Annotated in this window: 26 protein-coding genes and 1 tRNA gene; 12 read left to right on the top strand and 15 right to left on the bottom strand. The window is 69.7% G+C overall.

What is annotated here, in order from left to right; translation table 11 throughout:
- Positions 1–44: 44 nt before the first annotated feature.
- The 9 genes from AB0A63_RS26015 to AB0A63_RS25975 all read right to left on the bottom strand — a co-directional run bounded on the left by AB0A63_RS26015 (position 45) and on the right by AB0A63_RS25975 (position 6,253).
- Positions 45–1,709 carry a TIGR03767 family metallophosphoesterase gene (locus AB0A63_RS26015; protein ID WP_360395959.1) on the bottom strand — a complete coding sequence of 555 codons (1,665 nt, stop codon included), beginning with the start codon at positions 1,707–1,709 and terminating at the stop codon, positions 45–47.
- Positions 1,710–1,885: 176 nt separating this feature from the next.
- On the bottom strand, positions 1,886–2,077 hold the full coding sequence (locus tag AB0A63_RS26010) for a HepT-like ribonuclease domain-containing protein (protein ID WP_360395958.1): 192 nt from the start codon (positions 2,075–2,077) through the stop codon (positions 1,886–1,888).
- The gene (locus AB0A63_RS26005; protein ID WP_360395957.1) at positions 2,074–2,229 is read right to left on the bottom strand and encodes a hypothetical protein; all 156 of its coding nucleotides are present in this window, start codon (positions 2,227–2,229) and stop codon (positions 2,074–2,076) included. The genes AB0A63_RS26010 and AB0A63_RS26005 overlap by 4 nt, the downstream gene beginning before the upstream one ends.
- Positions 2,219–2,527 carry a nucleotidyltransferase domain-containing protein gene (locus AB0A63_RS26000; protein WP_360395955.1) on the bottom strand — a complete coding sequence of 103 codons (309 nt, stop codon included), beginning with the start codon at positions 2,525–2,527 and terminating at the stop codon, positions 2,219–2,221. The genes AB0A63_RS26005 and AB0A63_RS26000 overlap by 11 nt, the downstream gene beginning before the upstream one ends.
- A gap of 46 nt (positions 2,528–2,573) precedes the next feature.
- A complete protein-coding gene (locus AB0A63_RS25995; RefSeq protein ID WP_360395953.1) occupies positions 2,574–3,368 on the bottom strand; it encodes an exodeoxyribonuclease III in 795 nt (264 codons plus the stop codon).
- 11 nt (positions 3,369–3,379) lie between these two features.
- Positions 3,380–3,598, bottom strand: coding sequence for a hypothetical protein (locus tag AB0A63_RS25990; protein ID WP_360395951.1), 219 nt, complete (start codon positions 3,596–3,598; stop codon positions 3,380–3,382).
- A gap of 22 nt (positions 3,599–3,620) precedes the next feature.
- On the bottom strand, positions 3,621–3,908 hold the full coding sequence (locus tag AB0A63_RS25985) for a hypothetical protein (RefSeq protein WP_360395950.1): 288 nt from the start codon (positions 3,906–3,908) through the stop codon (positions 3,621–3,623).
- Positions 3,909–4,107: 199 nt separating this feature from the next.
- Positions 4,108–5,331 (bottom strand): NADP-dependent isocitrate dehydrogenase, encoded by a 1,224-nt coding sequence (locus tag AB0A63_RS25980; RefSeq protein WP_360395948.1) that lies wholly within the window; start codon positions 5,329–5,331, stop codon positions 4,108–4,110.
- A gap of 79 nt (positions 5,332–5,410) precedes the next feature.
- Complete coding sequence (locus tag AB0A63_RS25975; RefSeq protein ID WP_360395946.1) at positions 5,411–6,253, bottom strand: SDR family NAD(P)-dependent oxidoreductase; 843 nt, start codon at positions 6,251–6,253, stop codon at positions 5,411–5,413.
- Positions 6,254–6,368: 115 nt separating this feature from the next.
- On the opposite strand from AB0A63_RS25975, the gene AB0A63_RS25970 reads away from it, so the two are divergent.
- The 4 genes from AB0A63_RS25970 to AB0A63_RS25955 all read left to right on the top strand — a co-directional run bounded on the left by AB0A63_RS25970 (position 6,369) and on the right by AB0A63_RS25955 (position 9,033).
- Positions 6,369–7,175, top strand: coding sequence for a metal-dependent hydrolase (locus tag AB0A63_RS25970; RefSeq protein ID WP_360395945.1), 807 nt, complete (start codon positions 6,369–6,371; stop codon positions 7,173–7,175).
- Between the two features lie 96 nt (positions 7,176–7,271).
- Positions 7,272–7,598, top strand: a complete 327-nt coding sequence (locus tag AB0A63_RS25965) for a hypothetical protein (RefSeq protein WP_360395943.1) — start codon at positions 7,272–7,274, stop codon at positions 7,596–7,598.
- Positions 7,595–8,077: a hypothetical protein gene (locus AB0A63_RS25960; protein ID WP_360395942.1), complete on the top strand. Its 483-nt coding sequence runs from the start codon at positions 7,595–7,597 to the stop codon at positions 8,075–8,077. Before AB0A63_RS25965 ends, AB0A63_RS25960 begins: the two co-directional genes overlap by 4 nt.
- Before the next feature lie 11 nt (positions 8,078–8,088).
- Positions 8,089–9,033, top strand: a complete 945-nt coding sequence (locus tag AB0A63_RS25955) for a ribose-phosphate pyrophosphokinase (RefSeq protein ID WP_360395940.1) — start codon at positions 8,089–8,091, stop codon at positions 9,031–9,033.
- A 22-nt stretch (positions 9,034–9,055) separates the two neighbouring features.
- On the opposite strand, the gene AB0A63_RS25950 is transcribed toward AB0A63_RS25955, so the two are convergent.
- Positions 9,056–9,694, bottom strand: a complete 639-nt coding sequence (locus AB0A63_RS25950) for a TetR/AcrR family transcriptional regulator (RefSeq protein WP_360395939.1) — start codon at positions 9,692–9,694, stop codon at positions 9,056–9,058.
- A 106-nt stretch (positions 9,695–9,800) separates the two neighbouring features.
- Between AB0A63_RS25950 and AB0A63_RS25945 the strand changes: the two genes are divergently transcribed.
- The 3 genes from AB0A63_RS25945 to AB0A63_RS25935 are packed head-to-tail and all read left to right on the top strand — an operon-like array spanning position 9,801 to position 11,938.
- Positions 9,801–10,853, top strand: a complete 1,053-nt coding sequence (locus tag AB0A63_RS25945) for a medium chain dehydrogenase/reductase family protein (RefSeq protein ID WP_360395937.1) — start codon at positions 9,801–9,803, stop codon at positions 10,851–10,853.
- Positions 10,850–11,326, top strand: a complete 477-nt coding sequence (locus AB0A63_RS25940) for a WHG domain-containing protein (protein ID WP_360395935.1) — start codon at positions 10,850–10,852, stop codon at positions 11,324–11,326. The genes AB0A63_RS25945 and AB0A63_RS25940 overlap by 4 nt, the downstream gene beginning before the upstream one ends.
- Before the next feature lie 18 nt (positions 11,327–11,344).
- Entirely contained in the window at positions 11,345–11,938 is a 594-nt protein-coding gene (locus tag AB0A63_RS25935) for an ABC transporter permease (RefSeq protein ID WP_360395933.1), read from the top strand.
- A 107-nt stretch (positions 11,939–12,045) separates the two neighbouring features.
- Here the strand turns inward: AB0A63_RS25935 and AB0A63_RS25930 are convergent, their stop codons facing one another.
- Positions 12,046–12,306 carry a Prokaryotic metallothionein gene (locus tag AB0A63_RS25930; RefSeq protein WP_065916091.1) on the bottom strand — a complete coding sequence of 87 codons (261 nt, stop codon included), beginning with the start codon at positions 12,304–12,306 and terminating at the stop codon, positions 12,046–12,048.
- 100 nt (positions 12,307–12,406) lie between these two features.
- Positions 12,407–12,481: transfer RNA gene (locus AB0A63_RS25925), tRNA-OTHER, on the bottom strand.
- Positions 12,482–12,586: 105 nt separating this feature from the next.
- Between AB0A63_RS25925 and AB0A63_RS25920 the strand changes: the two genes are divergently transcribed.
- The gene (locus tag AB0A63_RS25920) at positions 12,587–13,702 is read left to right on the top strand and encodes a DnaJ domain-containing protein (protein ID WP_360395931.1); all 1,116 of its coding nucleotides are present in this window, start codon (positions 12,587–12,589) and stop codon (positions 13,700–13,702) included.
- A gap of 5 nt (positions 13,703–13,707) precedes the next feature.
- On the opposite strand, the gene AB0A63_RS25915 is transcribed toward AB0A63_RS25920, so the two are convergent.
- The 3 genes from AB0A63_RS25915 to AB0A63_RS25905 form a co-directional block, all read right to left on the bottom strand.
- Positions 13,708–13,866 carry a hypothetical protein gene (locus AB0A63_RS25915; RefSeq protein ID WP_360395929.1) on the bottom strand — a complete coding sequence of 53 codons (159 nt, stop codon included), beginning with the start codon at positions 13,864–13,866 and terminating at the stop codon, positions 13,708–13,710.
- 64 nt (positions 13,867–13,930) lie between these two features.
- Complete coding sequence (locus tag AB0A63_RS25910; protein WP_360395928.1) at positions 13,931–14,686, bottom strand: hypothetical protein; 756 nt, start codon at positions 14,684–14,686, stop codon at positions 13,931–13,933.
- A complete protein-coding gene (locus tag AB0A63_RS25905) occupies positions 14,686–14,949 on the bottom strand; it encodes a hypothetical protein (protein ID WP_360395926.1) in 264 nt (87 codons plus the stop codon). Before AB0A63_RS25905 ends, AB0A63_RS25910 begins: the two co-directional genes overlap by 1 nt.
- 119 nt (positions 14,950–15,068) lie before the next feature.
- Between AB0A63_RS25905 and AB0A63_RS25900 the strand changes: the two genes are divergently transcribed.
- The 4 genes from AB0A63_RS25900 (at position 15,069) to AB0A63_RS25885 (ending at position 26,335) form a co-directional block, all read left to right on the top strand.
- Positions 15,069–15,638, top strand: a complete 570-nt coding sequence (locus AB0A63_RS25900; protein ID WP_360395924.1) for an HhH-GPD-type base excision DNA repair protein — start codon at positions 15,069–15,071, stop codon at positions 15,636–15,638.
- 108 nt (positions 15,639–15,746) lie between these two features.
- Positions 15,747–16,652 carry a hypothetical protein gene (locus tag AB0A63_RS25895; protein WP_360395923.1) on the top strand — a complete coding sequence of 302 codons (906 nt, stop codon included), beginning with the start codon at positions 15,747–15,749 and terminating at the stop codon, positions 16,650–16,652.
- Positions 16,653–16,787: 135 nt separating this feature from the next.
- A complete protein-coding gene (locus tag AB0A63_RS25890) occupies positions 16,788–26,096 on the top strand; it encodes a LamG-like jellyroll fold domain-containing protein (RefSeq protein ID WP_360395921.1) in 9,309 nt (3,102 codons plus the stop codon).
- Positions 26,093–26,335, top strand: a complete 243-nt coding sequence (locus tag AB0A63_RS25885; RefSeq protein ID WP_360395919.1) for a hypothetical protein — start codon at positions 26,093–26,095, stop codon at positions 26,333–26,335. Before AB0A63_RS25890 ends, AB0A63_RS25885 begins: the two co-directional genes overlap by 4 nt.
- Positions 26,336–26,424 lie beyond the last annotated feature (89 nt).

Genomic DNA, 26,424 nt, shown 5'->3' with positions numbered 1-26,424 from the left:
GAAATTCCTGATCAGTTGTGACGGGCTGTGGGACATCCCACTCGTCAGCGCACCGAGACGAGCAGTTCGGTGTTCCGGTCCAGCGGCGTGCCCAGCGGGTCCGTCCGCGAGTGGAGGTCGTTGTAGGTGAGCTCGCGGCACAGGCTGGCGAGGGCTTCGTCGCTGCGGTCGTCGTAGTCGACCTGATAGGGCGCATCGGCTTCGAGCAACGTCGTGAACAGCGACAACGTGCCGTCACCGTTGTCGGCCACCTCGATGACGCGGGCGTGCTGCGGGTAGTCGACGTGCGCCGCGGTGTTGATCTCCCAGAAGCCCCTGCCCGGGGTGTCGTGCCGGTGCGGCGTGATCACGTTGCGGTGCGTGTGCCCGTTGACCCACGCCAGCACGTTCGGGAACCGGTGCAGCAGGTTCACGAGCGCCTCACCGTTCATCCGCGGGTCGAGCGGCCGCCTGCGGTCGGGCAGGACGTTGCCCATCGTCTGGCTGGTGTGGTGGCTGAACAGCACGAACAGCTCGTCGGTGACGTTCTGCCGCTGCGGCAGCCCGAGCCAGTCGTAGTAGAGCGAGCTGTTGCGCCGGAGGGTCCGCTCGATCCAGTTGAGCTGGTGCAGCCCGATCGAGCCGGTGGAGAACCCGGCGAGGTTCGTGGTGTCCATGCTGATGCCGGTCACCCCCGGCGCCATCCGGAACGTGTAGAAGACGTCCACCCCGTCCGCGTTGGCGTCCGTGTAACCGTGTCCGCCCGTCGGCAGATGCTTGCGCACGTACTCGCCGGTGGTGAACAGCCTGCGCCGGTCATCGGGCGTCACGGTCCTGACGACCCCACCACTCGCGAGGATGGCCATCGCCTCGGGGACGGCGGCGGGGTCGTGGAACGCCTGCGCGACCTTCGCGTTCTGCACGGGGTCACCGAACCCGACGATCTTCTTGCGCCCGGTGTACCAGCCGTCGAGCAGCCCGTCCGGCAACGCCCCGACCACGCTGTCGTCGTGGTTGCCGATCGTGGCGTACCAGGGGATGTCGAGGCCGGGGCTGGTGAACGTCCTGGTGGCCGCGTCGAGGAGCCCGGGGAGCTGCGGAAAGCCCTTGGCCTTGTAGTCGTCGGTGCCGGACAGATCCGGCTGCCAGAACGTGCTGATCGCCGCGTTCTGCACGCCCTCGTACCGGCTGTCGCCGGTGTTGGGCGTGATCCGGCCACCGTTGAGGACCGTGAGGAACCAGTCGAGCTCGATGTGCTCGTGGTTGTCGGTGTTGTCGCCGGTGGTCATGAGGAAGTCGAACTTCCGCCCGGTGACGGGACCTCGCTGGACCGCGTTGACGCGCTTGACGAGTGCCGTCGAGCCCTGCGCGGTGAGCGTCTCCTGCGGCCGGTGCGCGCTGGACCCCATGACCGGGTGCAGGTACTCGAACCGCAGCGGGCTCTGCGCGTCGCAGATGTGCATGTCGCTGAACTGCACGAAGCTGGCGAGCGCCTGGCGCCGCGCCTCCCGGCCGGGCTTGGCCGCGACCAGGTCGCCGCGGACGACCACCGGCCAGCCCGGTCCCGCCTGGAGCCTGCGGTAGCCGCTGGTGCCGATGGGTGCGGCGGTGGTGTCGAGCGTGGTGCCCGCGGTGCTCGCAATCGCTTGCGCGTCCAGGTCGAGCAGTGGCACGCCCGCGGCGCCCACGCCCATGGCCAGCAGGAAGTTGCGCCGGTTGAAACCCGTCATGCCCACCCCGATTCATCGATGGTGAATCGTGCTCATGTTCGGGGAACGGGCGGGTCGAATCGAGCGGGCGGTCGGGTGACGGGAGCGATAAAGGCCGGGTGGGCTGGGTCGGACGGCGGAACGGGTGACCGGCCGTGCGGCGGTGCGGTGCTGGGACGTGAACCGGGTGACGCCGGTCAGCTCAAGCCGGCCGACAACTGGCGCAGGTGCTCTTCCAACCGCGGGCGTTTCTCGGTGAGCACCTGCCACACCAACGCGTCGTCCACGGTGGCGTAGCCGTGGATGAGGATGTTGCGGAAAGCCACGATGCGGGCCAGATCGGGAACCAGGGCAGCAAGCTTCGGATCGACCTTCGACAGGTTGTTCAACGCCTCACCGATGATCTCGAACTGGCCTCGACCGCTGACCTCAGCATGGCGTCGGAGACGTAGTCCGCGAACGACTTGCCGTCGCTGAACTCGGCCAGCAGCTCAGTGGCGCGCACCGCGTCCCACAGGTACGCACGGGGATCACGCCGCATACAGGGTTTCCTTGGTGTCCATCACCTGCTGGTGGAAGTACGGGTTGCGGATGCCGGCGCCGACCACCAGGTCGACGGGCCGGTCGAGGATCCGCTCCAACCCCTCCTTCAGCGCGAAGTAGCTGCCGAAGTGGTCGAACCCGTCGGTGACGTCGAACTCCACGAGGATGTCCACGTCACTCGACTCCACGTCGAACGACTCCCCGACCGCCGACCCGAACACGTCGAGCCGGCGGACGCCCAGCGTCCGGCACAGGTTCTCGATCTCGGTCAGCTTGGCGGCCACGACCTCGTGCACCCTCGTCACCTCCTGGGCACGATTGTGCCTGATCCGCAGTCTGCGATCAGCCCGAGTACACGACGGTCACCGGGGCGTGGTCGGACCAGCGTTCCGCGTAGGTGGCCGCCCGCTCCACCACCGCGGACACCGCCCGCCCAGCCAGCCCGTCCGTCGCCACCTGGTAGTCGATGCGCCAGCCGGAGTCGTTGTCGAACGCCTTCCCGCGATACGACCACCACGAGTACGGCCCGACGACATCGGGGTGCAGCGCGCGCACCACGTCGTTGTACCCGGAGGCGAACACCGAGGACATCCACTCCCGCTCGTACGGCAGGAACCCGGACTCCTTCTGGTTGGTCCGCCAGTTCTTCAGGTCGGCCTGCTGGTGCGCGATGTTCCAGTCCCCGCACACGAGCACCTCACGGCCCGACACGGCGGCCTTCTCCCGCAGCGACACCAGGTACGGCAGGAAGGACGCCATGAAGCGGTCCTTCTCCTCCTGGCGCTCCGTGGCGACGTCACCGGAGGGCAGGTACAGGGACGCGACGACGACGCCGGGCAGCTCGACCTCCACGTAGCGGCCGCTCGACTCGAACTCCGCTTCGCCGAAGCCCACGCGGACCGATGACGGTTCAACGCGCGAGAGCACGCCCACGCCAGCGCGGCCCTTCAGGGACGACGGGGCGTACACGGCGTACCAACCGGGAGGGGTGTGCAGCTCGGCTGCGAGGTCACCCGGTTCCGCGCGGACCTCCTGCAGGCACACCACGTCCGCCGAGGAGGACGCGAGCCACTCCAGGTAGCCCTTCTTGGCGGCGGCGCGCAGACCGTTGACGTTGACCGTGGAGACCGTGAGCACGACCGGGGAGCCTACTGGGAGGCCAGGCCCCAGGCGTGCGGGTACTCGGCGCCGCAGCCGGCGCAGTGGGCGCGCAGGTCGAGGTAGCCGACCAAGGTGGCCATCTCGTCACGGGGCAGCGCGAGTTGGCGCTGGCCGTCCAGCTCGGTGTAGAGGCCCTGCCACTCCGGCGTGCAGGTGCACCGGGTCGTGGACTTCGCCCGGCCCCACCGGAACATGTTGCGCAGCATGGCACCAGTGTGCCAGCCGGGCCTACCTGCAGGTGGAGTCGCTCGTCAGCGCCACGAACTGTCCGTTGACCCAGCGGCGGTCGCTCAGCATGCGGTAACCGTTCTCGACGCGGTCGGAGGCGTCGGTCACGGCGTCGCGGGGCATCGTGGAGACGATCGGCTGCATGTCGCCGGGACCGGAGCGGACGTTGAGGATGTCCGCGGTCACCGTGATCTTGCAGACCTGGTCGGCCTTGTCGGTGCCCATCGGCTTGCCGCCGTTCGCGACGTACATCACCCCGGCGACGCCGAGCACGCCAATCACGATCATGCCCCGGACCGGAACACCCAGCATCGTCGCCTCCCGCGCACCGCACTGCCTTCGATCAGCAGATATAGCGGCTGGGAGGATGCGCCGGACGGCCCGGCGCGGCAACCACCCGCAAGAGGAACCGACCGGGTGACACGGGAACGAAGAAGGCCACCCCGGCGTGACCGGGGTGGCCTTCGACGAACCGTTCAGGCGAACGTCAGAACGACGCCATCTTCTTCTTGAGGTTCTCGTCCAGGGCGGCGAGGAAGTCCTCGGTGGTCAGCCACTCCTGGTCCTTGCTGATCAGCAGGGCCAGGTCCTTGGTCATCTGACCGGACTCGACGGTCTCGATGACGACCGACTCGAGCGCCTCGGCGAAGCGGATGACCTCGGGGGTATCGTCCAGCTTGCCGCGGTGCATCAGGCCACGGGTCCACGCGAAGATCGAGGCGATCGGGTTCGTGGAGGTGGGCTTGCCGGCCTGGTGCTGGCGGAAGTGGCGGGTGACCGTGCCGTGGGCGGCCTCGGCCTCGACGGTCTTGCCGTCCGGCGTCATCAGGACCGACGTCATCAGGCCGAGCGAGCCGAAGCCCTGCGCGACCGTGTCGGACTGGACGTCACCGTCGTAGTTCTTGCACGCCCAGACGTAGCCGCCCTCCCACTTCATGGCCGCGGCGACCATGTCGTCGATGAGGCGGTGCTCGTAGGTGAGGCCCTTGGCGTCGAACTTCGCCTTGAACTCCTCGTCGAACACGCGCTGGAAGATGTCCTTGAACTGGCCGTCGTAGGCCTTCAGGATCGTGTTCTTCGTGGACATGTAGACGGGGTAGCCCCGCTGCAGGCCGTAGGAGAACGAGGCGCGGGCGAAGTCCTCGATGGACTTGTTGTAGTTGTACATGCCCATCGCCACACCGCCCTCCGCCGGGAACTCGGTGACGACGTGCTCGATCGGGTCCGAGCCGTCCTCCGGCTGGAACGTGATCGTGAGCTTGCCGGCGCCGGGCACCTTGAAGTTGGTGGCCTTGTACTGGTCGCCGTGGGCGTGACGGCCGATGATGATCGGCTTCGTCCAGCCGGGGACCAGGCGCGGCACGTTCGAGATGATGATCGGCTCGCGGAAGACGACACCGCCGAGGATGTTGCGGATCGTGCCGTTCGGCGAGACCCACATCTTCTTCAGGCCGAACTCCTCGACCCGCGCCTCGTCCGGCGTGATCGTGGCGCACTTGACGCCGACGCCGTGCTTCTTGATGGCGTTCGCGGCGTCGATCGTGACCTGGTCGTCGGTGGCGTCCCGGTGCTCGATGCCCAGGTCGTAGTACTCCAGGGTGACGTCCAGGTACGGGTGGATCAGCTTGTCCTTGATGAACTGCCAGATGATCCGGGTCATCTCGTCGCCGTCGAGCTCGACGACGGTGCCCTGAACCTTGATCTTGCCCATAACTCCGGGCGCTCCTCTCGCGACGATGCAAGCAAGACAAGCGTACTGGTAAACCGCTCCGACGCGCCTGCGACCCTGGTTACACCGGTTCGGGGTTGCGGTCGGTCGAGCGGCTCACGTGCTCCCACTTGTCGATTTCCGCAGTTCGTGCCTGGTCCGCCAGGCGGACCAGTTCCACCGCGTCACTGCCCAGCAGCAGACGCAGCGGCGGCTCGTCCATGGCCACCACGTCGAGCATGACCCTCGCCGCCTCGGCCGGGTCACCCGGCATGTTGCCGTCCGCGCCGCGAACCATGCCCAGCAGTACCCCGACAGACGGAACGTAGTCCTCCGACGGCTCGGTCACCACCAGGGACGGACCCGTCCAGTCGGTCTGGAAGCCGCCGAGCTCCAGCAGGGTGACCTTCACGCCGAACGGCGCGGTCTCCGCCGCCAGCGACTCGGAGAAGCCGCGCAGCGCGAACTTGGCCGTCACGTACGGGCCGAGCCCGCCGCCGAACGCCACGTGCCCCGCCGTCGAGCCGGTCATCAGGAAGTGGCCGGACCGCTGCCGCCGCAGCACCGGCAGTGCGGCGCGGGTGACGTTGACGACGCCGAAGAGGTTGACCTCCAGCTGTTCGCGGAAGTCGGCGTCCGAGCACTGCTCGATCGAGGTCACGTGCCCGGAGCCGGCGTTGTTCAGCACCACGTCGAGCCGGCCGAACTCCGCCACCGCGGTCTCCACCGCCCGTCTGGCCTGATCGGCGTCGCGCACGTCGAGCGCGACAGCCCGGACCCGGTCACCGTGCCGGGAGACGAGGTCGTCGAGATCGCGGGGGTTGCGCGCGGTGGCGACGAGCCGGTGCCCGGCGGCGAGCACGGCCTCCGCGGTCTTGCGGCCGAGACCGCGGGAGCTGCCGGTGATGAGCCAAACCTGCGTCATGTCCACACGTCCTTCATCGAGTGATCAGTTGTCCGCAGATATGGAGTTCACGACCGACCGCGTGATACCTGCGACTACTGTTCACACTGTCGGGTGATCTTCAGGAGGGGCGTCGGTGTCCACTGGGCCAACACACGCGATGAGCGGCCTGCTTGCCTGGTCCGCCGTCACCGCGTTCGCTTCCGCTCACCCGATCGGCCAGCTGTCCCCGCAGAGCTGGGCGGTGGGGGCCGTGCTGGCGACCGGTGCGGCGTTGCTGCCCGACCTCGACCACCCCGGCTCGACCATCTCGCGCACGTTCGGCGCGCTGAGCGGCGGCCTGTCCGCCGGCATCAACATGCTGAGCGGCTTCGTCTACCGGACCACGAGGACGAAGAAGGACTCCAAGCGCGACGGCGGCCACCGCGGCCTGACCCACACGCTCGTCTTCGCGTTGTTCGCGGCCGTGTTCACCACCGCTGTCGTGCAGAACAGCCAGAAGTGGGCGCTGCCGGTGCTCATGTTCGTGTTCGCCGGTCTCGCGGTGCGCGGCATCATGAACGACTGGTGCCCCAAGCAGGACGCGTTGCTGATCACGGCGGTGTCCGCGGGGATCACGTGGGCGATGATCGCGTGGACGGCGCAGACGAACGCGTCCGCGGCGGCGGCCGGCATCGCGGTCGGCGTCGGGTGCTTCGCGCACTACGTCGGGGACGCGATCACCGAGCAGGGCTGCCCGATCCTGTGGCCGGTGCCGATCATGGGCAAGACCTGGTACCCGGTGGCGCCGCCGAAGATCATGCGGATGAAGACCGGCGGCGTGGTCGAGATGGCGGTCGTCGGGCCGATCGTGACAGGCCTGTCGCTGTGGCTGGGACTGGCCGCGTTGCAGGCCACGGGCGCGTTGCCGTTCCTGGACTGGATCGACCTGCTGCCGATCTGACGTTCGCCGGCGGTCCACCCGGCGGCCACCTCCGCCTCATCCGAACGGTCTAGCCTCCACGGACCCCGGCCGGTCGCGTGGAGGGTGTTGGTCACGGTGCGTCTGGCAACCTCGCCGAACAGTGCCGGCCGCGTGGCCGGGATGCGTAGGCTTGACCTCGTCCAGGGCGCGGTTACCGGCCGAACGACTTCTGAAACGTTGTCCACGCCACATGTGAACGTCGAGCGATCCTTCGAGCCGCGCTGGCACCATGCGGTCTTCACGCACACGTTCCGCAACGTCCGGAAGCCTTTCCACCTCAGACTGCGCGGAACCGACGGCAACCGCGGCGCGTTCGAACCGCAGGCGGACACTCCGGGAGCCGCGAACCCGTGGGAGGACCTGTGGTGCCACACCAACCCGATCTTCGTGGAGGTCAGGTGACCAGCACCTTCGTCGGCATCGACGCCGGTTACGAAAACCGCTGGGAAGCAGAGAAGATCGCGCTGGAGCTGCACGACACGTTGCTGACGACCGCGCGCACGGTCGTCGTCCACGAGGTCGAGGGCCACCACGCGATGTCCTTCCTCGTACCGCAGCCCCCATCCGACATCGAGGTGGACACGCTGGTCCAGCAGGGCTTCGGCGTTGCCGTGCGCAGTGCGTCGTCCGGACGGCTGGTGGGCCCGGAGGCATTACGCGCGGGCGCGTCGGCTGCCGCCGAGGCGCACCAATACCGGCGTGAGGGGCGCGCTCTGCGTTTTCAGGGCCAGCGCTCGCTGCGCGGCCGTCACGGCGTGTCGGACATCCTCGCGTTCACGGCCATAGAAGCCGTGCTGCCGCGCGGAACCCACACGGTCGACACACGGGGCAACCTCACGCCGTTCTTCCAGAACGGCAAGCTGGTGCTGGTGGTCGACTAGGGTTTGCGCACGTGCGCGACATCGCTGTCTTCACCGGTACCGCTCATCCCGAACTCGCCGCCGAGATCTGCCGTCACCTCGGCGTCGACCTCTCCCCCAGCCGCGTCACCCGCTTCGCCAACGACTGCCTGGAGGTGCAACTGCAGGCGAACTGCCGGGAACGGGACGTGTTCCTGATCCAGCCGCTCGTGCCGCCGGTGCAGGAACACCTGGTGGAGCTGCTGCTGATGCTGGACGCCGCCCGCGGTGCCTCCGCCGCGCGCACGACCGTGGTGCTGCCGCACTACGCGTATGCGCGGTCGGACAAGAAGGACGCGCCGCGGATCTCGATCGGCGGCCGCCTGGTCGCCGACCTGATGGTCGCCGCCGGTGCCTCGCGGGTGCTCGCGATGACGTTGCACTCGCCGCAGGTGCACGGCTTCTTCTCGGTGCCCGTCGACCACCTGCACGCGTTGCGGGAGCTGGCGGTGCACTTCACCCGCAACGACCTGACCAACACCGTCGTCGTCTCGCCGGACCTGGGCAACGCCAAGGAAGCGGCGCACTTCGCCCGCATCCTCGGCGTGCCCGTGGCCGCCGGTGCCAAGCAGCGCTTCGCCGACGACGAGGTGCAGATCTCCACGGTCATCGGCGACGTGGCCGGCCGCGACGTGATCGTGCTGGACGACGAGATCGCCAAGGGCTCGACCGTGATCGAGCTGCTGGACAAGCTGCGCGAGCGCGGCGTCGGGACGATCAGGGTCGCCTGCACGCACGGCCTGTTCTCGTCAGGCGCGTTGGAACGGCTCCAAGCCTTCGACGACGTGCTGGAGATCGTCGCCACCAACACGGTGCCGATCCCCGACGACAAGAAGGTGCCGAAGCTGCAGGTGCTGTCGATCGCTCCGGCGCTGGCGGAGGCCATGCGCCGGATCAACGTCGGCGAGTCGGTGTCGACGCTCTTCGAAGCTCCCTGAGACGCGCCCACCTGAGACGTGCCTACCTGAGATGCGCGAGCGCCGTGATCAGGCGCTCCGCCACGTCCTCCGGTCCCGGCATCTTGCGCACCACGGCACGTTGGTGCGCAAGGCCGTGGAGCCCGAGCCACAACGCCACCGCGTCGCCGTAGAGGTCGTCGCTGCCGTGCGCGATCCCGGCCTCCACGCACGCGCCGAGCACGTCGGCGAGCACCGCGAGCGCCTCCGCGCCCAGTGACTCCAGGTCGTCGTCGGTGATCGACGCGTCGTCGACCGACGGCGTCCACAGGCCGCCGAACATGATCCGGTAGCGCTGCGGGTGCTCCCGGGACAGGTCCAGGTAGGCGTTGCAGACGGCGAACAGCCGCGCGCGCGGGTCCGGGCCCGCCTGCTCGTCCGCCTCGCGCAGGGCGACGGCGAGCCGGTCCATCTCCTGCCTGACCACGGCCAGCATGATCGACGGCTGGTCGGCGAAGTGCGGGTAGATCGACGGTGCCGCGATCCCCGCCTTGCGCGCGACCGACCGCAGCGTGACCGCGCGTTCGTCGCCGCCCTCGTCGAGGATCTCGACGGCCGCCGCGATGATCTCCTCGCGCAGCTTCCCCCCTTCGCCACGACGGTTTCGCCTGCGTGCGGGGGTTGCCGACCCGGTGTTCGTCACGATCGTAACCATACACGTGAAAGTTTATGGGTGTTAGGCCTTGCGCTCGTTTACTTACGGCCGTTAGCTTATGACCGTAAGTACAACGACCCGAGGAGACACCGACATGAACGCCACCACCGCCACCACCCGCGCCACCGAGGTCGTCCTGCCCGGCGTGGTCGAGCCCGACGGCCTGCACGTGCGGGTCCGCGACCTGCCGGCACCGGGTGCGGGCCAGGCGGTCGTGCGCATGGAGGCGACCGGCGTCTCGTTCGCCGAGCAGCAGATGCGCCTGGGCAAGTACTACGACCAGCCCGCGTTCCCGTTCGTGCCCGGCTACGACGTCGTCGGCACGGTGGTCGCGACCGGGCCCGGTGTGGACCCGCTGATGAAGGGCCGCCGGTACGCCGCCGTCACCAAGGTCGGCGGCTGGGCCAGCCACCTGACCGTGGCCGCGGCCGACCTCGTGCCGGTGCCGGACGGCATCGACTCCGCCGCCGCCGAGACCGTGCTGGTCAACGGCGTCACGGCGTGGCAGATGCTGTACCGCACCGCCAGGGTGGAGCGCGGCGGCACGATCGTCGTGCTCGGTGCGAACGGCGGCGTCGGCTCGACGCTGGTGCAGCTGGCGAAGCACGCCGGCATCAGGGTGATCGGCACGGCCTCTGCCCGCCACCACGACGCGGTGCGCGAGCTCGGTGCCGCCGAGGTGGTCGACTACCGCGACCCGGAGGTGTACGACCGCATCCGCGCGCTCGCCCCCGGCGGTGTCGACGCGGTGTTCGACCACGTCGGCGGCGCGGGCCTGGCGGAGTCCTGGAAGCTGCTGCGCCGCGGTGGCGCGCTGGTCAACTACGGTTCTGCGGCGACGAAGGACGAGCCGGGCAGCGGCATGGTGCCGGTGCTCAAGCTGTTCGCGCGGCTGCTGGTGTGGAACGCGCTGCCCAACGGCAAGCGCGCGGGCTTCTACAACTTCTGGGCGGGCAAGCGGTTCCGCACCGCGGCGTTCCGCGCCCGCTTGAGCGAGGACCTCACGCAGGTGCTGCGCCTGGTCGGCAGCGGTGCGCTCACGCCGCAGATCGCCGCGCGCGTCCCGTTGACCGACGCGGCCGCCGCGCTGGCGCTCGCCGAGTCGCGCACCGTCCTCGGCAAGGTCGTCATCGTCCCGCAGCCGTGACCAGGCCCGGCTGCCGCGAGACCATCGTGGCGGCGGCGACCGCCCTGGTCGACCGGAGGCACGCGGTGACGCTGCGCGCCGTGTCCCGCGAGGCGGGCCTGCCCACCTCGTCGATCTACCCGCACTTCCCCGATCCGCCGGCGATCCTGCTGGCCGTGTGCCACGAGTCGTTCCGCGAGCTCGAAACCGCGGTGCTCGGCGCGGCCGACGCCTGCTCGGCCGGCCTCGCCTACCTCGACTTCGCCGTCGCGCACCCGCACCGCTACCGCGTGATGTTCGGTGCGGCGGACCTCTCCGGACCGGCGCTGCGCCTGTTCACCCGAGTGCTCGCCGACCCCCGCCGCACCGAACCCGCGGCCGACGCCCTGGTGCTGTGGCTGGGGCTGCACGGCCTCGCCGACCAGCGCGCCACGACCCGGCGCTCACCCCGGTTCGCCGTCCTCGCACCACGCCTCATCACCTCGCTCGTCTGACTTCCAGGAGGTCCTGCCGTGAACGCCACCACGATCCGCTCCACCGCCGTCGTCCCCGCCACCGAGATCGACAACCGCCCCGCCTACCTGGGCTTCGCCACCGCCTACGTCCTCGGCCACGGCAGCGCGGCCCTGTCCAGGGGCGTCGACCCGGTCGTGGTGCTGCCGTCGTGGCTGCCGGTCGCGTTCCTCGCCGCCGGCATGCTCGTCGCCACGGTGCTCGCCACGACCGCGGCGCTGCGGGCTCAGCGCGCCGCCGCCCCCGCCCGCCGACGAGCGGAGAAACTCGTCGGCGCGGCCTGGGTCATCGGGTTCACCGCGCTCGCCCTCGCGATCACCGGCCTGACCACCGTGTTCGACCGCCCGGAGCTGCAGGCCGTGCTCTGGCCCGCGGGCTCGACCATCGTGGTCGGCCTGATCTACCTCGCCGAGGGCGCCGTCCGCGGCAACGCCCTGCACCACAACCTCGGCACGTGGCTCGCCCTGGTCGCCGCGGCGGCGCTGTTCGTGCCCGGCGCCGGGTTCTTCGGGGTGCTGGCGGTGCTCGGTGGTGCCGCGTACCTGCTGGCCGCGTTCCTGGAGCCCCGCCGCCTGGCATCGCTTGCCTGGTAAGGGTTCCTACAGCCGCACTCGCACCGTGACCCGGCCTTGGGCGTCACGGTGCGATGTCGTGTGCCCGGTCCGTTGCGGGCGGAGAACGCCGTCCGTTCGACGCCGGGTCAGCCGGGGTGCGCGCCGACGGTGTCGCGGATCTGCGCCCCGAGGTCGGAGGACGCCGACCGCGCGCAGTGGGCGCAGCAGAAGAACCGGCCCTCCACCTCCACGCCGTGCCCGATCACCCGGCAGTCGCAGTGCTCGCAGCGCGGGGCGAGGCGCTGGATCGCGCACTCGAAGCTGTCGAACGTGTGCACACCACCGCCCACCGTGCGGACCTCGAAGGCCATCCAGTACTCGTTGCCGCAGACGTCACAGGTCGCCATGCGCGGAAGACTGCGACAGGTCGGCCGGGTCGGCAACTCGAAACGTCAGGTCGCACACGGTCGATGAGAGGTCCACAGAGGACACGACGCCTCGGCTGAGCGGGACCGGCCGGATTCGAACCGGCGTTCTCCCTCCCCTGTGGGAGGGCGCGTCGACCACTGCGCTACAGGCCCCTTCGCACCGCGTACGACAACACTAGTCCGTGAACAGCGGGCCGTATGCCCTGCGAAAGTGTTGGACCCATAAGGTTCGTGCAACAACCTCGGACTGGACGGTGTCGTGCCAGGGATCGACTACTACGAGTTGCTCGGTGTCAGCCGGGGCGCCAGCGCCTCGGAGATCAAGTCGGCCTACCGGTCGCTCGCCAAGGTCATGCACCCCGACGCGGGTGGTACCTCGGGCGGCTTCCGGCTGCTCCAGGAGGCCTACGAGACGCTGAAGGACCCGGTCCGCCGAGCGGACTACGACCGTCCCGCAGCGCCCACACCGTCCGTGGTGCGCCCGCCCGCACGCCCGCGACCTCGGCGAACGGGCCGGACCGGGCGGTTGCGCGACTTCGGCGACGACCCGAGCTACCTGGCGCCCAAGCCGCGCGTCGACCTCGGTTCGATGGGCTGGTGGAACCGGATCGACCTCGGTCAACGGGTCCGCTACGTCCCCGCCACCGGCCTCGGCCACGCCCCCGCGGCGGCCGCGATCGGCGGGTGGTTCGTCCTGCTCATCCCGTTGGCGCTGCCGTTGTCGCCGCTGCTGCTGGCCGTCTGGCTGCCCCTCGTGGCCGCCGCCGGTTACGGGGCGTTCCGGCTGGTCCGCCGGTACGTCGCGGTCGCGCGGGCCGAACGGGCGTTCGCCGGGGAGTACGACGGGAACACCATCTTCGGCCGTCCGGGTGAAAACAGACGCGAACGGCTGACGGCCGGACTGCTGACCGAGTACCTCACCCAGCTGCCGGGGGTGCGCGTCTTCCACGGCCTCGCGTGGCCCGGCTCGGTGTTCGCCGACGTCGACCACGCGCTGCTGTGCGGGCGCCGGCTCGTGCTGATCGAGTCGAAGTCGTGGCTGCCCGGCCACTACTACTGCGACGAGGACGGCGAGCTGTGGCGCAACGGCCACCCGTTCCGCGGCGGTGGCACCCAGCTGCTCGAAGGCGTCGAGCGGTTCCAGGAACTGTTGCCGTCGCTGGAGGTCCGCGGCGCGCTGATCATCTACCCGAGCCGCGCGGGCGAGGTCACCTGCGACGACGACCTCGACTTCGAGGTGCCGCCGATGACGCCGGAGCAGTTCGTGCGCGAGATCGGCGAGTGGCTGGCCGACGACCCGGCCACGGTCGACCGCGAGGCGCTGCGCGTGCTGGTGCGCCAGGTGGTGTCCGAGGTCCGGGTCGCCGGCGCCTGACGGGCCTACCGGTCGGCGAGCAGGTCCAGCTCCCGCAACGCCTTCTCCACGTCGGCGACGCGGTTCTGCGACCGGTAGAGCGCCAGAGCCGCGCGCCAGCACGACCGCGCCCACACCTCTCGCATCGGCAGACCGGCCTGCCGGTACTCGGTGCAGCGCCTCAAGCCACACCGCGCTCGGCGGACACCCACCCATCAGCCGCGTCGACAATGCCTCAGGGCATTACGGCTAGCTGCTCTCTTCGAGCAGCTGAGCGGCGGCTTGGGGGTCCATCATGTTCGAGTAGATCTGCTCACCAGGACGCAGTGACCGATCCGGCATCGCGAACTCCGGGTACCAGCCGTCCCTGTCGCAGCCGGGAACCATGTCCAGGGCGATGGCCACGAAGTTGTCCGGCACCGAACCGGTGATCCACACGGCCACGTAGGTGCCCCTGTCCTCCACACCTCGAACGAGCACGCCGAGCTCCGCGCCGGCGACCTCACCGACGTGCTCGCGCCCGTCCAGCAACGATGCGCACACCAGGCGCCGCACCGTTTCATCCATGGCTCGCAGCATTCGAACGGCCGCTTCGGCTTGGTACCGATCGTGGTCGTCTTCGTTCGCGAGCCACTGACCACAGAACGTCGACGACTTCAAAGGCGGGCTGTGCTCGGCGTTGTACCTGGAACGCGCGGCGACGGCCGCAGTCGCGAGTGCCTCGTAGAAGTCGTCACGACTTCCGGCTTCCCGGACTCCAGCCGCGACCATCCAACCGGGCTCCCCCGCCTCGACGACAGCTCCGCGCCAACGCTGGACTTTGACCTTGAACACGACCACGTCGTCGATCGAACGGATCCGCTCACGCGGGCCTGTCGGCTGAGCGAACTGCTCGTTGGCCTTCCTGATCAACGGGTGGTCGATCTCATCGAGCGGCTCGTCGATGAGCGGCAAGGTCAAGCCCAGATCTTCACGAAGACACCGAATGGTGGGACGAACGGTCATCAGGACTCGTGGACCCCACCAAGTTCATCGAGGCGTTCCCTGGACATGCCGGTCAAAGCCGTGACCTGACTGCTTCGAGTGCCGTCGAGCGTCGCCATCGTGCGGCGCAGCGCGGCGTTGATCTCTTCCCGCCTCGCACCCAGATACTCACGAACAGCCGCAGCCAGCAGGTCCTTCTGGGACATGTGCAGCGCGGTCGCGCCATGCGCGATCAAAGCGTGCGTCTCTTGATCGACTTTGACAGGAGAGGACTGAGCAGCCATCACACACCTCCGGTACCCAAGGGTACTCGGGTACCACCGGCAGTCAAACCGACATCGTCGGTCGCAGATCGATCTTGCACAGACCAGCACCTCTCATACCACCGTGCGATGCTCTCGCCATGACCCGCACGCTGTGCCTCGCGCAGAACCCCGACGCGGACGCACTCCTCGCGTCGGACATGTTCGCTCTCCTCCTCGGCATGACGCTCGACCAGCAAATCCCCATGGAGAAGGCCTTCTCCGGCCCCAAGGTCATCGCTGACCGAATGGGCAGTCTCGACGTGCACCGCATCGCCGAGGCCGACCCGGAGGAGTTCGCCGCCGTCATGGCGACGCCGCCGGCGGTGCACCGCTTCCCCGCCTCGATGGCCACGCGGGTGCAGGCGCTCGCGCGGTTCGTGGTGGCGGAGTACGACGGGGACGTGACGCGGATTTGGTCCGAGGGGGACGGGGGCGCGGTGTTCAAGCGGCTCAAGGCGTTGCCGGGGTTCGGGGACCAGAAGGCGAAGATCTTCCTGGCGTTGCTCGGCAAGCAGGCCGGGGTGGCGCCGGAGGGGTGGCGCAAGGCGGCTGGGCACCACGGCGACGAGGGCAGCAGGCGCAGCGTTGCGGACGTGACGGACCGGAAGTCGCTGCTGGAGGTGCGCGCCTTCAAGAAGGCAGCGAGGGAGAAGGCGAAAGCGAAGTAGCGCCAGAGGCGGTCGTCTGGTCCACTGGGGGCACGCCGCCAGCCCGAACGAGGTGCGTTCGCGCCTCGTGGGAGAAGGGGCGTTGCGTTGCGCATCAAGGCCATTGGCGTGTTCGCGGTTCTCGCGCTCAGCTTGGCGATCACACCCGCGTCGGCGGCGTCCACGTGGCCGGGGGACTCGGCCACCAGGACCGCGGACGGTTCGAACGTGTTCGGCACGAACCTCAGCGGGGTGTCGTTCGAGAGTGCGGGGGTCGTGTGGGCCGTGAAGAACGGGCCCTCGACGCTCTACCGGCTCGTGCCGGGCGGGAGTGGGAAGTGGCAGGTGGACCGGAAGGTGTCGCTCCGGTTCCCCGACGGGCAGGGTGATCCGGATGCCGAAGGGGTCGTGAGCACGCCGGACGGGTTGTTCGTCGTTGTCGAGCGGGACAACGACGACGGCGATGTGAGTGCGCCGGCGGTGTTGAAGGTCGGCAGTGGGAGCAGTGCCGCCAAGGCGTGGGAGCTGCCGGGGATGCCGGAGGTGGATCCCAACGACGGGCCCGAGGGCATCGCGTGGGTGCCGGACTCGTTCCTGACCGGGCAGGGCTTCAAGGACGACACCGGGAAGCGGTACGACCCGGCCGACTACCCCGGGCACGGCAGCGGGTTGTTCGCGGTGGGGCTGGAGGCGACCGGCGGCGTCTTCCTGTACGCGTTGCAGGACGGTGGGGCGCGGCTCGTGGCCGGGTTCGCGAGTGGGCTGGCGCAGGTGATGGACCTCGAGTTCGAGGGCAACCGGCTGTGGGCGGCGTGTGACGACCATTGCAACGGGCGGTCCACGACGCTCGCGATCCGCGATGGGTGGTTCAAGGTCACGGCGACCTACGACCGGCCGGCCAAGCTGCCCAACGTGAACCTCGAAGGGTTCGCCATCGCTCCTGCCTGCGTGAACGGCAAGAAGGTCGTGCTGTGGGCCGATGACGACAACACGGGTGGGCACGCCCTTCGCAGTGGCGCGTTGAACTGCGCGTAAAGCCACGGCGCCCCCGAGACAATGTGTCCCAGGTCACATTGTCTCGGGGTCGTCCGCATCCCAGGCTGAGATCCGCTGGTGCAAGGGAGGGCATCGGCGGGTTTGTACGAACTCACACTTGGGGGAACGAGTTCCATGGGCAGAGCCCGCCAGTTCGGCGTGCGCAAAAGACGGCACGCTCTCATCCTCTTCCTGGTCCTAACGGTCACCCTCGGCGTCTTCGGGCCCGCTCTCGGGCAGGTGCTGTCCGAGCAGCTCGCCCGGTCCGCTACCGAGCGGGAACCAGGTCACGGGCCTGATCAACGGCTCGGCACGGCGAGTGCCGAGGGCGCGACCGGCGAGCGCAACAACGCCGAGGCCGCGACGTTGCAGTCGAAGTACCCACCGGTCGAGCTCAACGCGAAGCCGAAGGCCGCGAACGCCGCGCAGGTGGTCGACGCGGCAGCGAAGGCGCAGGTCAAGGGCTTCGACGCCGCCACCAGCACGGAGGTGGCCGAGCGGCGCGGTGAGCGGAGCAGGACGTTCCGCAACGCCGACGGCACGCTGACCTCCGAGTACAGCAAGGACCCGCTGAACTTCCGCGAGCAGGACGGCAGCTGGGCGCCGATCGACACGAACGTGGTGGCGGACAACGGTTTCCGCAACGCCGCGGACTCGGTCCGCAGCCGGTTCGCGCCGTTGGCCGACGCGCAGAAGCTCGCGGAGCTGCAGCTCGACGCCGGCCACCGGGTCGAGTTCGGGCTGGCCGGCGCGGCACGGGTGCCTGGCACGAGCTCTGGCAGCTCGGTCACCTACGCCGGTGTGCGGCCGAACGCGGACCTGCGGTTCGAGGTGGAAGCGGGCGGCTTCAAGGAGTTCCTGGTCCTGCACAACCAGGACGCGCCGCACGTGTGGGACTTCCCGCTGAAGCTCACCGGCCTCACCGCCGAGCTCAGGGACGGCGACGTCGTCCTCAGGGACGAGGACGGCGACGAGCGCGCCGTCATCCCCCACGGCTTCATGGCCGACTCGAAGAAGGGCGAGATCTCCGGCATCACGGCCGAGTCGCGCGGCGTCACGTACGAGCTGCTGGGCGACAAGGGCCGGCAGGTGCTGCGGGTCGGCCTCGACTCCGCGTGGCTGCGCGACCCCGCCCGCGTCTACCCGGTCGTCGTCGACCCGCCGGTGCACCGCAAGGACGCGTCGGCGTCGATGTTCGTGCAGCGCAACGGGGACGGCTCGACGTTCAGCCAGCCGGGCGGTGAGCTGCGCGCCGGTCACGTCGTGGACGGCGGCTCGTTCACGGCGGCGTCGTACCTCCACTTCCCGAACGTGCAGAACGACCTGGCGGGCCACCGCATCCTCGGTGCGCAGCTCGCGATCACCAACTACCACGCCACGTCCTGTTCCGCGACGCTGCCGATCACGGTGCACGCGGTGACGCAGGACTGGACGGCGCGCACCGGGTACAGCTTCCCCGGCCCCGGCTACGACGGCACGGTGCTGGGCAGTGCGCAGTTCGCGCACGGCTGGATCGCTCCGCGCACCACGGTGTCCAAGTGCCCCACGGCGACTGAGCTGGTCACGCTCGGCGAGAACGGCCGTTCGCTGATCCAGCGCTGGGTCACGGGCCAGCAGGCCAACTTCGGTCTCAGCGTGCGCGCGTCCGAGACGGACGGCCGCAGCTGGAAGAAGTTCACCGGCGCCGGCACGGCCAACCCGCCGCGGCTCGCGATCACGCACTCGCCGTTCGACGCCGGGTACCGGTTCGAGAACCCGGTGCCGGACCCGCCGGTCACCCGCACCAACGGCGGCAAGGTCAAGATCACCGTCACCAACCGCAGCGCGGTCGACTGGGGTTCCAACGACTTCGCGCTGGCGTACCGGCAGTTCAGCGAGAACGGCACCTACCTCGGCTGGAGCGAGTCGGCGCCGCTGCCCGGCACGGTCGGCCGCGGCGCGTCGGTCACGCTCGACGCGAACATCCTCAAGACCGAACCGGGCACGTACCGGTACGAGTTCTCGATGCTGCGCCGCGGTGGCGCGATGTTCACCGACGAGCAGGTGCCGCCCGCGGGCCTCACGTTGCGGGTGGAGGAGATCGCTCCCGCACTGCAGGAGCAGTGGCCGCCCAACGGGTACTCGTCACCGTCGCTCACGCCGACGTTCTGGGCCAGGGCGATCGACATCGATGCCCCTCCCACCGGCGGCACCCTGCAGTACCGCTTCGAGATCTGCGACAAGAACGAGCAGAACTGCTTCGACTCGGGCCGCATCAACAGCCAGACCTGGACCGTCCCGCACGGCAGGCTGAGCTGGAGCACCGAGTACAAGTGGCAGATCTTCGCCTGGGACGGCCAGAAGGAGAGCCCGAAGATCGGGTTCGCCACCCTGCTGACCGCCGTGCCACAGCCGGAGATCACCGCGCACCTGGGCACCGCGCCGTACAGCGGCAGCGGCGGTGACTTCTCGCCGCAGGTCGGCAACTACACCACCGGCGCGGTCGACGCGTCGGTGACGACCGTCGGGCCCGAGCTCACGGTCAACCGCACGTACAACAGCCTCGACCCGCGGCGCACCGGCCTGTTCGGCGCCGGCTGGTCGAGCCGGTACGACATGCGGATCACGCCGGACGACGACGGTTCCGGCAACGTCGTGGTCACCTACCCCGACGGCCAGCAGGTCAGGTTCGGCGCCGACCTCGACGCGCAGGGCAGGCCCACCGGGGGCCGGCTCGCTCCCCCGCCGGGCAGGTGGGCGACGCTCGTGCCGCAGACCGGCGGCGGCTGGCTGCTGACGGACAAGTCGAACACGACGCACCTGTTCGCCGCGGACGGCACGCTGAGCAGGACCACGGACGCCGCGGGTCGCGCGGTCGCGTTGACCTACGAGTCCGGCAAGCTGAAGACCGCCAGGAACACGACCAGCAACCGCACGCTCACGTTCACGTGGGCGGGCAACCACGTCAGCACCGTCGCCACCGACGCGGTGAACGGCAAGACCTCGACGTGGCGCTACAACTACGAGACCGGCACCGACCGGCTGAGCACCGTCTGCGACCCGCTGAGCAACTGCACGACGTACAGCTACCAGCAGGGCACGCACTTCCGCAGCGCCGTCATCGACAGCAACCCGGACAGCTTCTGGCGGTTCCGCGAGGACAGCGGCACCGACGCCCGCAGCGAGGTCGCGACCAACCTCGGCAAGGACACCGGCCGCCTCACCGACGTCACCCGCACCGCGGTGGGCGAGGGCGTGGCCGGGGCGGGTGACCGCGCGGCCTCGTTCAACGGCACCACGTCCGCGGTGGCGCTGCCGCAGGGCCTGATCAAGAAGAGCCGCGAGGTCACCGTCGAGCTGTGGTTCAAGACGGGGGCCGGCGGTCCGCTGGTCGGCGCCCAGAACACCCCGCTCGGCACCGCGCCCGCGAACACCGTGCCGGTGCTGTACGTGGGCACGGACGGCAAGCTGCGCGGCCAGTTCTGGCACGGCGCGGTCGACCCGATCACGTCCACCGCGGCGGTCAACGACAACCGCTGGCACCACGTCGCGCTCACCAGCACGGTGAACAGGCAGTGGCTGTACCTCGACGGCCAGCCGGTCGGCGACCGGACGGGCACGATCGACAACTCCACCCTGACGCACGTCCTGGTGGGTGCCTCGCAGCAGCTCAACACGACCGACTGGGCCGGTTGGGGCAGCACCGTGCGCAGGCACTTCTCCGGCCAGATCGACGAGGTCGCCGTCTACCAGCACACGGTGGGGCAGCTCGCGATCAACGCGCACCGCGCGGCGCTCGACCCGGCCGACCAGCTGACCAAGGTCGCGCTGCCGAGCGGCAAGGTGGCGGCGGAGGTCAGCTACGACGTCCAGCGCGACCGGATGCACACGCTGGTCGACGGCAACGGCGGCAGGTGGACGCTGAGCGAACCGGTCGTCAGCGGCCCCAGCCGGGAGAAGATGGTCCGCACGGTGCGGGTGATCGACCCCGGCAACCGCTCCCACTTCTACGACTACGACCCGCTGCGCGGCCGCATCCTGCGCTACCTCGCGCCGCTGGGCATGGAGGTCAGGCCGGAGGACCGGCCGACCCAGCCGACGACCACCACGACGACCACGACGTGCGTCAGCCAGCCGGGCGGCTCGTTCTGCGAGGTGCCGATCGGCGGCGGGCCCGGTTCGTTCGTGCCGGTCGAGATGCAGGGCGCCCGCACCTACGAGTACGACGAGGCCGGGTTCCAGAGCAAGATCACCGACGAGACCGGCAACCGGGTCACGCTCCAGCACGACAAGCGCGGCAACATCGTCTCGCGGACGTCCTGCCGCTCGGGCCTGTCGGACTGCCAGACGTCGTACTTCCAGTTCTTCGCCGACGAGTCGAACCTGACGGACCCGCGGCTGGACAAGGTGATCGCGGCGCGGGACGGCCGTTCGGCCAGTGCGACCGACGACACCTACAAGACCAGCTACACCTACACGGCGCTCGGCGAGCTGGACACCCAGACCACGCCGGACGGTGCCGTGGTGCGGCACCTCTACACCGACGGCAACCAGCCGGCGGTGGGCGGCGGCAACGCACCGGCCGGGCTGGTGCGCGAGAGCACCGACGCCCGCGGCGCCGTGACGAGGTACCGCTACCACGCGACCGGTGACCTCGCCGAGGTGACCACGCCGGCGGGTCTCGTCACGACCTACACCTACGACGCGCTGGGGCGCAGGGAACGCACCACCCAGAACGGCGTGTTCTCCGCGACCACCTACGACCAGCTGTCCAGAGTGGACAGCGTCACGCAGCCGGTGGTGAAGAACCCGGTCACCGGTGTCTCGCACCAGCTGCAGGTGCGGACCGACTACACCGTCGACGGCTTCCCGGAGCGCGTCGAGGCCAAGGACCTCACCGGCGGGGACGCGACCAGGACCGCCACGACCGAGTACGACGACCGCAACCGGGTGCGCCGCCTGGTCGACGCCGAGGGCCTGGAGACCACCTTCGGCTACGACAGCTCCGGCAACCGCACCTGGACGGTCGGCCCGGACGGCGTGAAGTACGAGTACGCCTACACCGCGCGCAACATGGTCGCCGAGGTGCGGCTGCGCGGCTGGCGCGACCAGTGGCGGCCGGCGGAACCGGACGAGGAAACCAGACCCGTCTCCCCCGACGACTACCTCGTCGTCGCCGCGTACAACTACGACCTCGCGGGCGAGCTCGTCGGGCAGACCGACGCGATGGGCCGCAAGACCGGCTACCGGTACTACACCGACGGCTCGTTGAAGCAGACCTACGCGAAGGGCTTCCACGACGAGGACGGCAGCACGCGCGACATCGTGCTCGCCGACTTCAGCTACGACAACGCCGGCAACCTGACCAAGGTCGTCGGCACCGGGAACCGGGTCACCACCACCGAGTACGACCGGGTCGGCCGGATCACCGCCACCACGGTGGACCCGAACGGCCTCAAGCGGCGCTCCGCGCTCACGTACGACCTGAACGGCAACGTCACCAAGGTCGTCCGCTCCGGCCTGGAGTCCAACACCGGCTCCCAGCTGGTGTCGACCGACGTGGAGACCGTCGAGTTCGGCTACGACGCGGCCGGGCGCCAGACGTCCGAGCGCGTGTGGGTGGACGGCAAGTGGCTGACCACCGTGCGCGGCTACAACGCGCAGAACCAGCTGACCTCGATCCACGACCCGCGCGGCACCTCGACCACGGCGGAGATCAGCTACGACGTGCTCGGCCGGGTGATCGGCACCAGGGCACCAGAGGTGTCGGTCGAGGCCGGTGACGGCAGCGCCGCCGTGCGCACCCGTCCGGAGACCAAGGCCGGGTACAACACCTTCGGCCAGCCCACCGAGTCCGTCGACGCGCAGGGCAGGACGTCGCGGGCCACGTTCGACAAGCTCGGCCGGCTGGTCGACGCGTTCGCACCTCCTTACACCCCACCGGGTTCCACCTCGGTGATCACGCCGCGCCTCACGCACAGGGACTACGACGGCGACGGCAACCTCGCCGCCGTGACCGACGCCCGCGGTGCCGTGACGCGGATGAGGTACGACCAGATGAACCGCGTCGTCGAGGTGGCCCACCCGCACCCGACGACGCCGGGCGAGTCGCAGGGCACCTCGTCGTTCACCTACACCCGTGTCGGTGAGCTGCTGTCGAGCGTGAACGCGGACGGCGGGCGTGCCGAGCGCACGTACGACGACCTCGGTCGCCTGGTCACGGCCACCCAGCTGGAGCGCAGGCCCCAGCCGGGCACGTTCACGAGCCGGTTCAAGTACGCCGACTCCGGTGACCTGCTGGAGAAGGTGTCCGCGGGCGGCTCCAGGTCGACGTTCAGCTACGACGCGGTCGGCGCGCTGACCAAGGTCGTCGACCCGGCCGGCGTGCCCACGCACTACGGCTACGACATGGTGGGCCGCCCCGCCACGGTGAAGGACGCGCTGGGCCGGTCCACGCGCACCAACTACGACACGGCGGGCCGGGTCAAGAACTCCGTCGACCTGAACCCACTGGGCCAGCTGCTGCGCCGTTCGTCGGTGACCTACGACGCGGCCGGCAACGTCGAGACGACGCGTGACCCGCTGAACCGGACGACGACGTTCACCTACGACGCTCTGAGCCGCGTGGTGCAGCAGGCGGAGCCGGAGTCGGTCACGACCAGCTTCGGCTACGACGCGGCGGGCAACCTCACCCGCTACACCAACGGCAAGCAGATCCCGACCTACAACACCTACAACTCGCTGGGGTTGCCGGAGAAGACGGTCGAGCCGTCGACCGCCGCGCACCCGAACGCGGCCGATCGGACGTGGGTGACCTCCTACGACACCGGTGGGCTGCCGGTTCGCGCGGTCGCCCCCGGTGGCGTGGCGCGGGAGCGGACGTTCGACCTGCGCGGGCAGCTGACGCGCGAGACCGGGTCCGGTGCCGAGGCCCCGACCGTCGAGCGGGTCATGGCCTACGACGTGCTCGGCAGGCTGACCTCCGCGTCGGCTCCCGGCGGCACGAACACGTTCACGCACAACGACCGCGGCCAGCTGCTGACCGCCGACGGCCCGTCCGGCACGTCGTCGTTCGGCTACGACTCCGACGGCCGCGTGACCACGCGTTCGGACGCCTCCGGTGCCTCGACCTACGCCTACCTCAACGGCCGTCTGAGCAGCGTGCAGGACGCGCTGACGGGCACGCTGCAGGTCGCCTCGTACAACGAGGTCGGCCAGGTCAAGGCGATGGAGTACGGCGGAGGCCGCAAGCGGGAGTTCGAGTACGACGACCTCGCGCGGCTCAAGGCCGACAAGGTCGGCGGCGCCTCGAAGACGTACACCTACGACAACGGGAACCAGCTCAAGACGGCCACCTCGGCCGGCTTCGCGGGCCCCGCGCTGCAGGAGTACGGCTACGACGCGCTCGGCCGGCTGACCTCGTGGAAGTCCGACGGGGTCGAGACCGCGTACGGCTGGGACGCGGCGGGCAACCGCACCTCGGCGGCCGGCAAGACGGCGACGTTCGACGAACGCAACCGCCTGCTGAACGACGGAACCGACTCCTACGTCCACTCCCCGCGCGGCACCACGGTGTCGAAGGGCGCGCAGCAGTCCAAGTTCGACGCGTTCAACCGCCTGGCGTCCCAGGGCGCGGCCACGTACTCGTACGACGGGCTCGACCGGGTGGTCAAGCGCAACTCGACCACCTTCGCCTACTCCGGCACGGGCAACGACCTGGCCTCCGACGGCTCGTCGACGTTCAGCCGCGGTCCCGGCGCCGACCTGCTGGCGGTGCAGCAGAACGGCACCAAGCGGCTCGCGGTGGCCAACGGCCGTTCCGACGTGATCGGGTCCCTCGACCCGGCCTCCGGCACGCTGACGGACACGACCTCGTACGACCCGTTCGGCAAGGTCGTGGGCGGCACCAAGCGCCCGCTGGGCTACCAGGGCGACTGGACCGACCAGGAGACCGACCAGGTCAACATGTCGGCCCGCTGGTACGACCCGTCCCGCGGCGCGTTCTCCAGCCGCGACTCGGCCGCGCTGCCGGCGAACCCGTCGTCGTTCGCGCACCGCTACAACTACGGTGCGGGCGCGCCGACGAACTTCGTCGACCCGAACGGCATGAGGCCGCGCGACGTCACCTGCGACTACCCGCGCCCCTACCCGTACTGCTACGAGAACGACCACGCGGAGGGCAAGCCCTCTCCCGGGATGTTCGACAAGATCAACCCGCCGAGCAGCCAGGGCGGTGACGACTGCACGGCCCGCAAGGCGTTCTCCGGCGGCGGGTGCGACACGCCGTGCAACGGCGCCGGCCGCGACCCCAGCCTGCTGGTGTCGTTCGGCGGCGGGAGCTCGTGCGTCAACGGCTCCGGTGACGGCGACACCGAACCCGGCGGCCGCAACCCGAACAAGCCCAACGGCTACAACTACGCGCCGCCACCGCCGCCGGACCCCGCGATCGCGGCCCGCGCGGAGAACCGCCGCGCGGCGATGAACAACCCGATGCCGATCCCGTCGGCACTGGGCCAGCCGCTCTACGGCGACAGCTTCGACCCGCCGGTCTCGTCGTCGCCGCAGACGCCGTCACACCAGTTCGCCGACCAGGTCGACCCGGTCGACGGCGTGGCGATGACGTACCAGAAGATCGAGCAGTCGATCACGCGCGCCGAGGTCCTGCTGATGAAGGACGTCGTGGCGCTCGGCAGCTCGCTGGAGCTGAACGAACCGAACCGGCCGGACGGGGACCTGTTCCAGGCCCAGCTGAAGAAGACGTGGGAGGACTTCAAGGCCGACCCGAACGGGTTCCTGAACGGCGTCGGGCACGCGGCGCTGGACGTGCTGGGACTGATCCCGGGGTTCGGTGAGATCGCGGACGGCATCAACGCGCTGTGGTACGCGGCCGAGGGGAAGTGGCTCGAAGCAGGGTTGTCGGCGGCGGCGCTGGTTCCGCTGGCCGGGATGGCGGCGACCGGCGGGAAGCTGCTCAAGAAGGGCATCGACGCCGCGTCGGAGCTGAGGCCCCTGTCGATCCCCGCGGGTTCCGGCGGCAAGTCCGGGCCCTGGGTACCCGACCACGGGGTGACACCGGGCGGAGCGGTGAGTCAGAGCAAGTCTGGTTCGTGCGGATCCGCATGCGGTGAGATGGTGACGAACGGCGCCGTCAAGGAGAGCGAGTTCCTCGACGAGCTCGGCGAGTGGACCGACATCGACTCGTTGACGAGAGCGTTGAACAACCGCGGTGCCGACCCGCAGTGGAGAGGTGGCGGTCTGTCCGAGGACAATGCGGTGCTGGTCGCGACCAACGCCCCTTCGACGATTCTCCAGCTGATCGCGAAGGGCCACCCGACCAGCCACTTCGTGGTCGGCGAAGGCCTGGGTGACGGCAAGGTGCTGATCCGGGACCCGGATCCGGGCGTGACCTACACCGTCGACTCCGACTGGGTTCGCAGGCACGTGTTGGGAGCGGTCTTCCGATGAGCAAGGCGCAACTGGTCCAGATCACCGCGATGCCGGGCAACCGCTACGAGCTCGCGTTCCTCGCGGGTGGAACTCGTCTCGAGTTCTCCTGCACGGTCGACGACCGGGACGGGATCGCGCTCGTCAGTCCCGAACCCTGGTTGATGCCCACGAAACCGGACCACGACGGACCGGACATCGAGGACCGGCGGGCGGTGATCGAGGCGGTGCTGGCGGTGCACCGGGCCCACCGCAGCTGATCCACGTCGTGAAGGCCGGGGACGCGCGTCCCCGGCCTTCGTCGTGCTCGCCCCACCTGGTCCGGATTGTCGGTGGCGTCGCCTAAAGT

The sequence above is a fragment of the Lentzea sp. NPDC042327 genome (assembly GCF_040647275.1).
Taxonomy (GTDB): Bacteria; Actinomycetota; Actinomycetes; order Mycobacteriales; family Pseudonocardiaceae; genus Lentzea.
The sequence above is the reverse complement of the archived record's forward strand: the minus strand, read 5'-3'. Positions and strand labels throughout refer to the sequence as shown.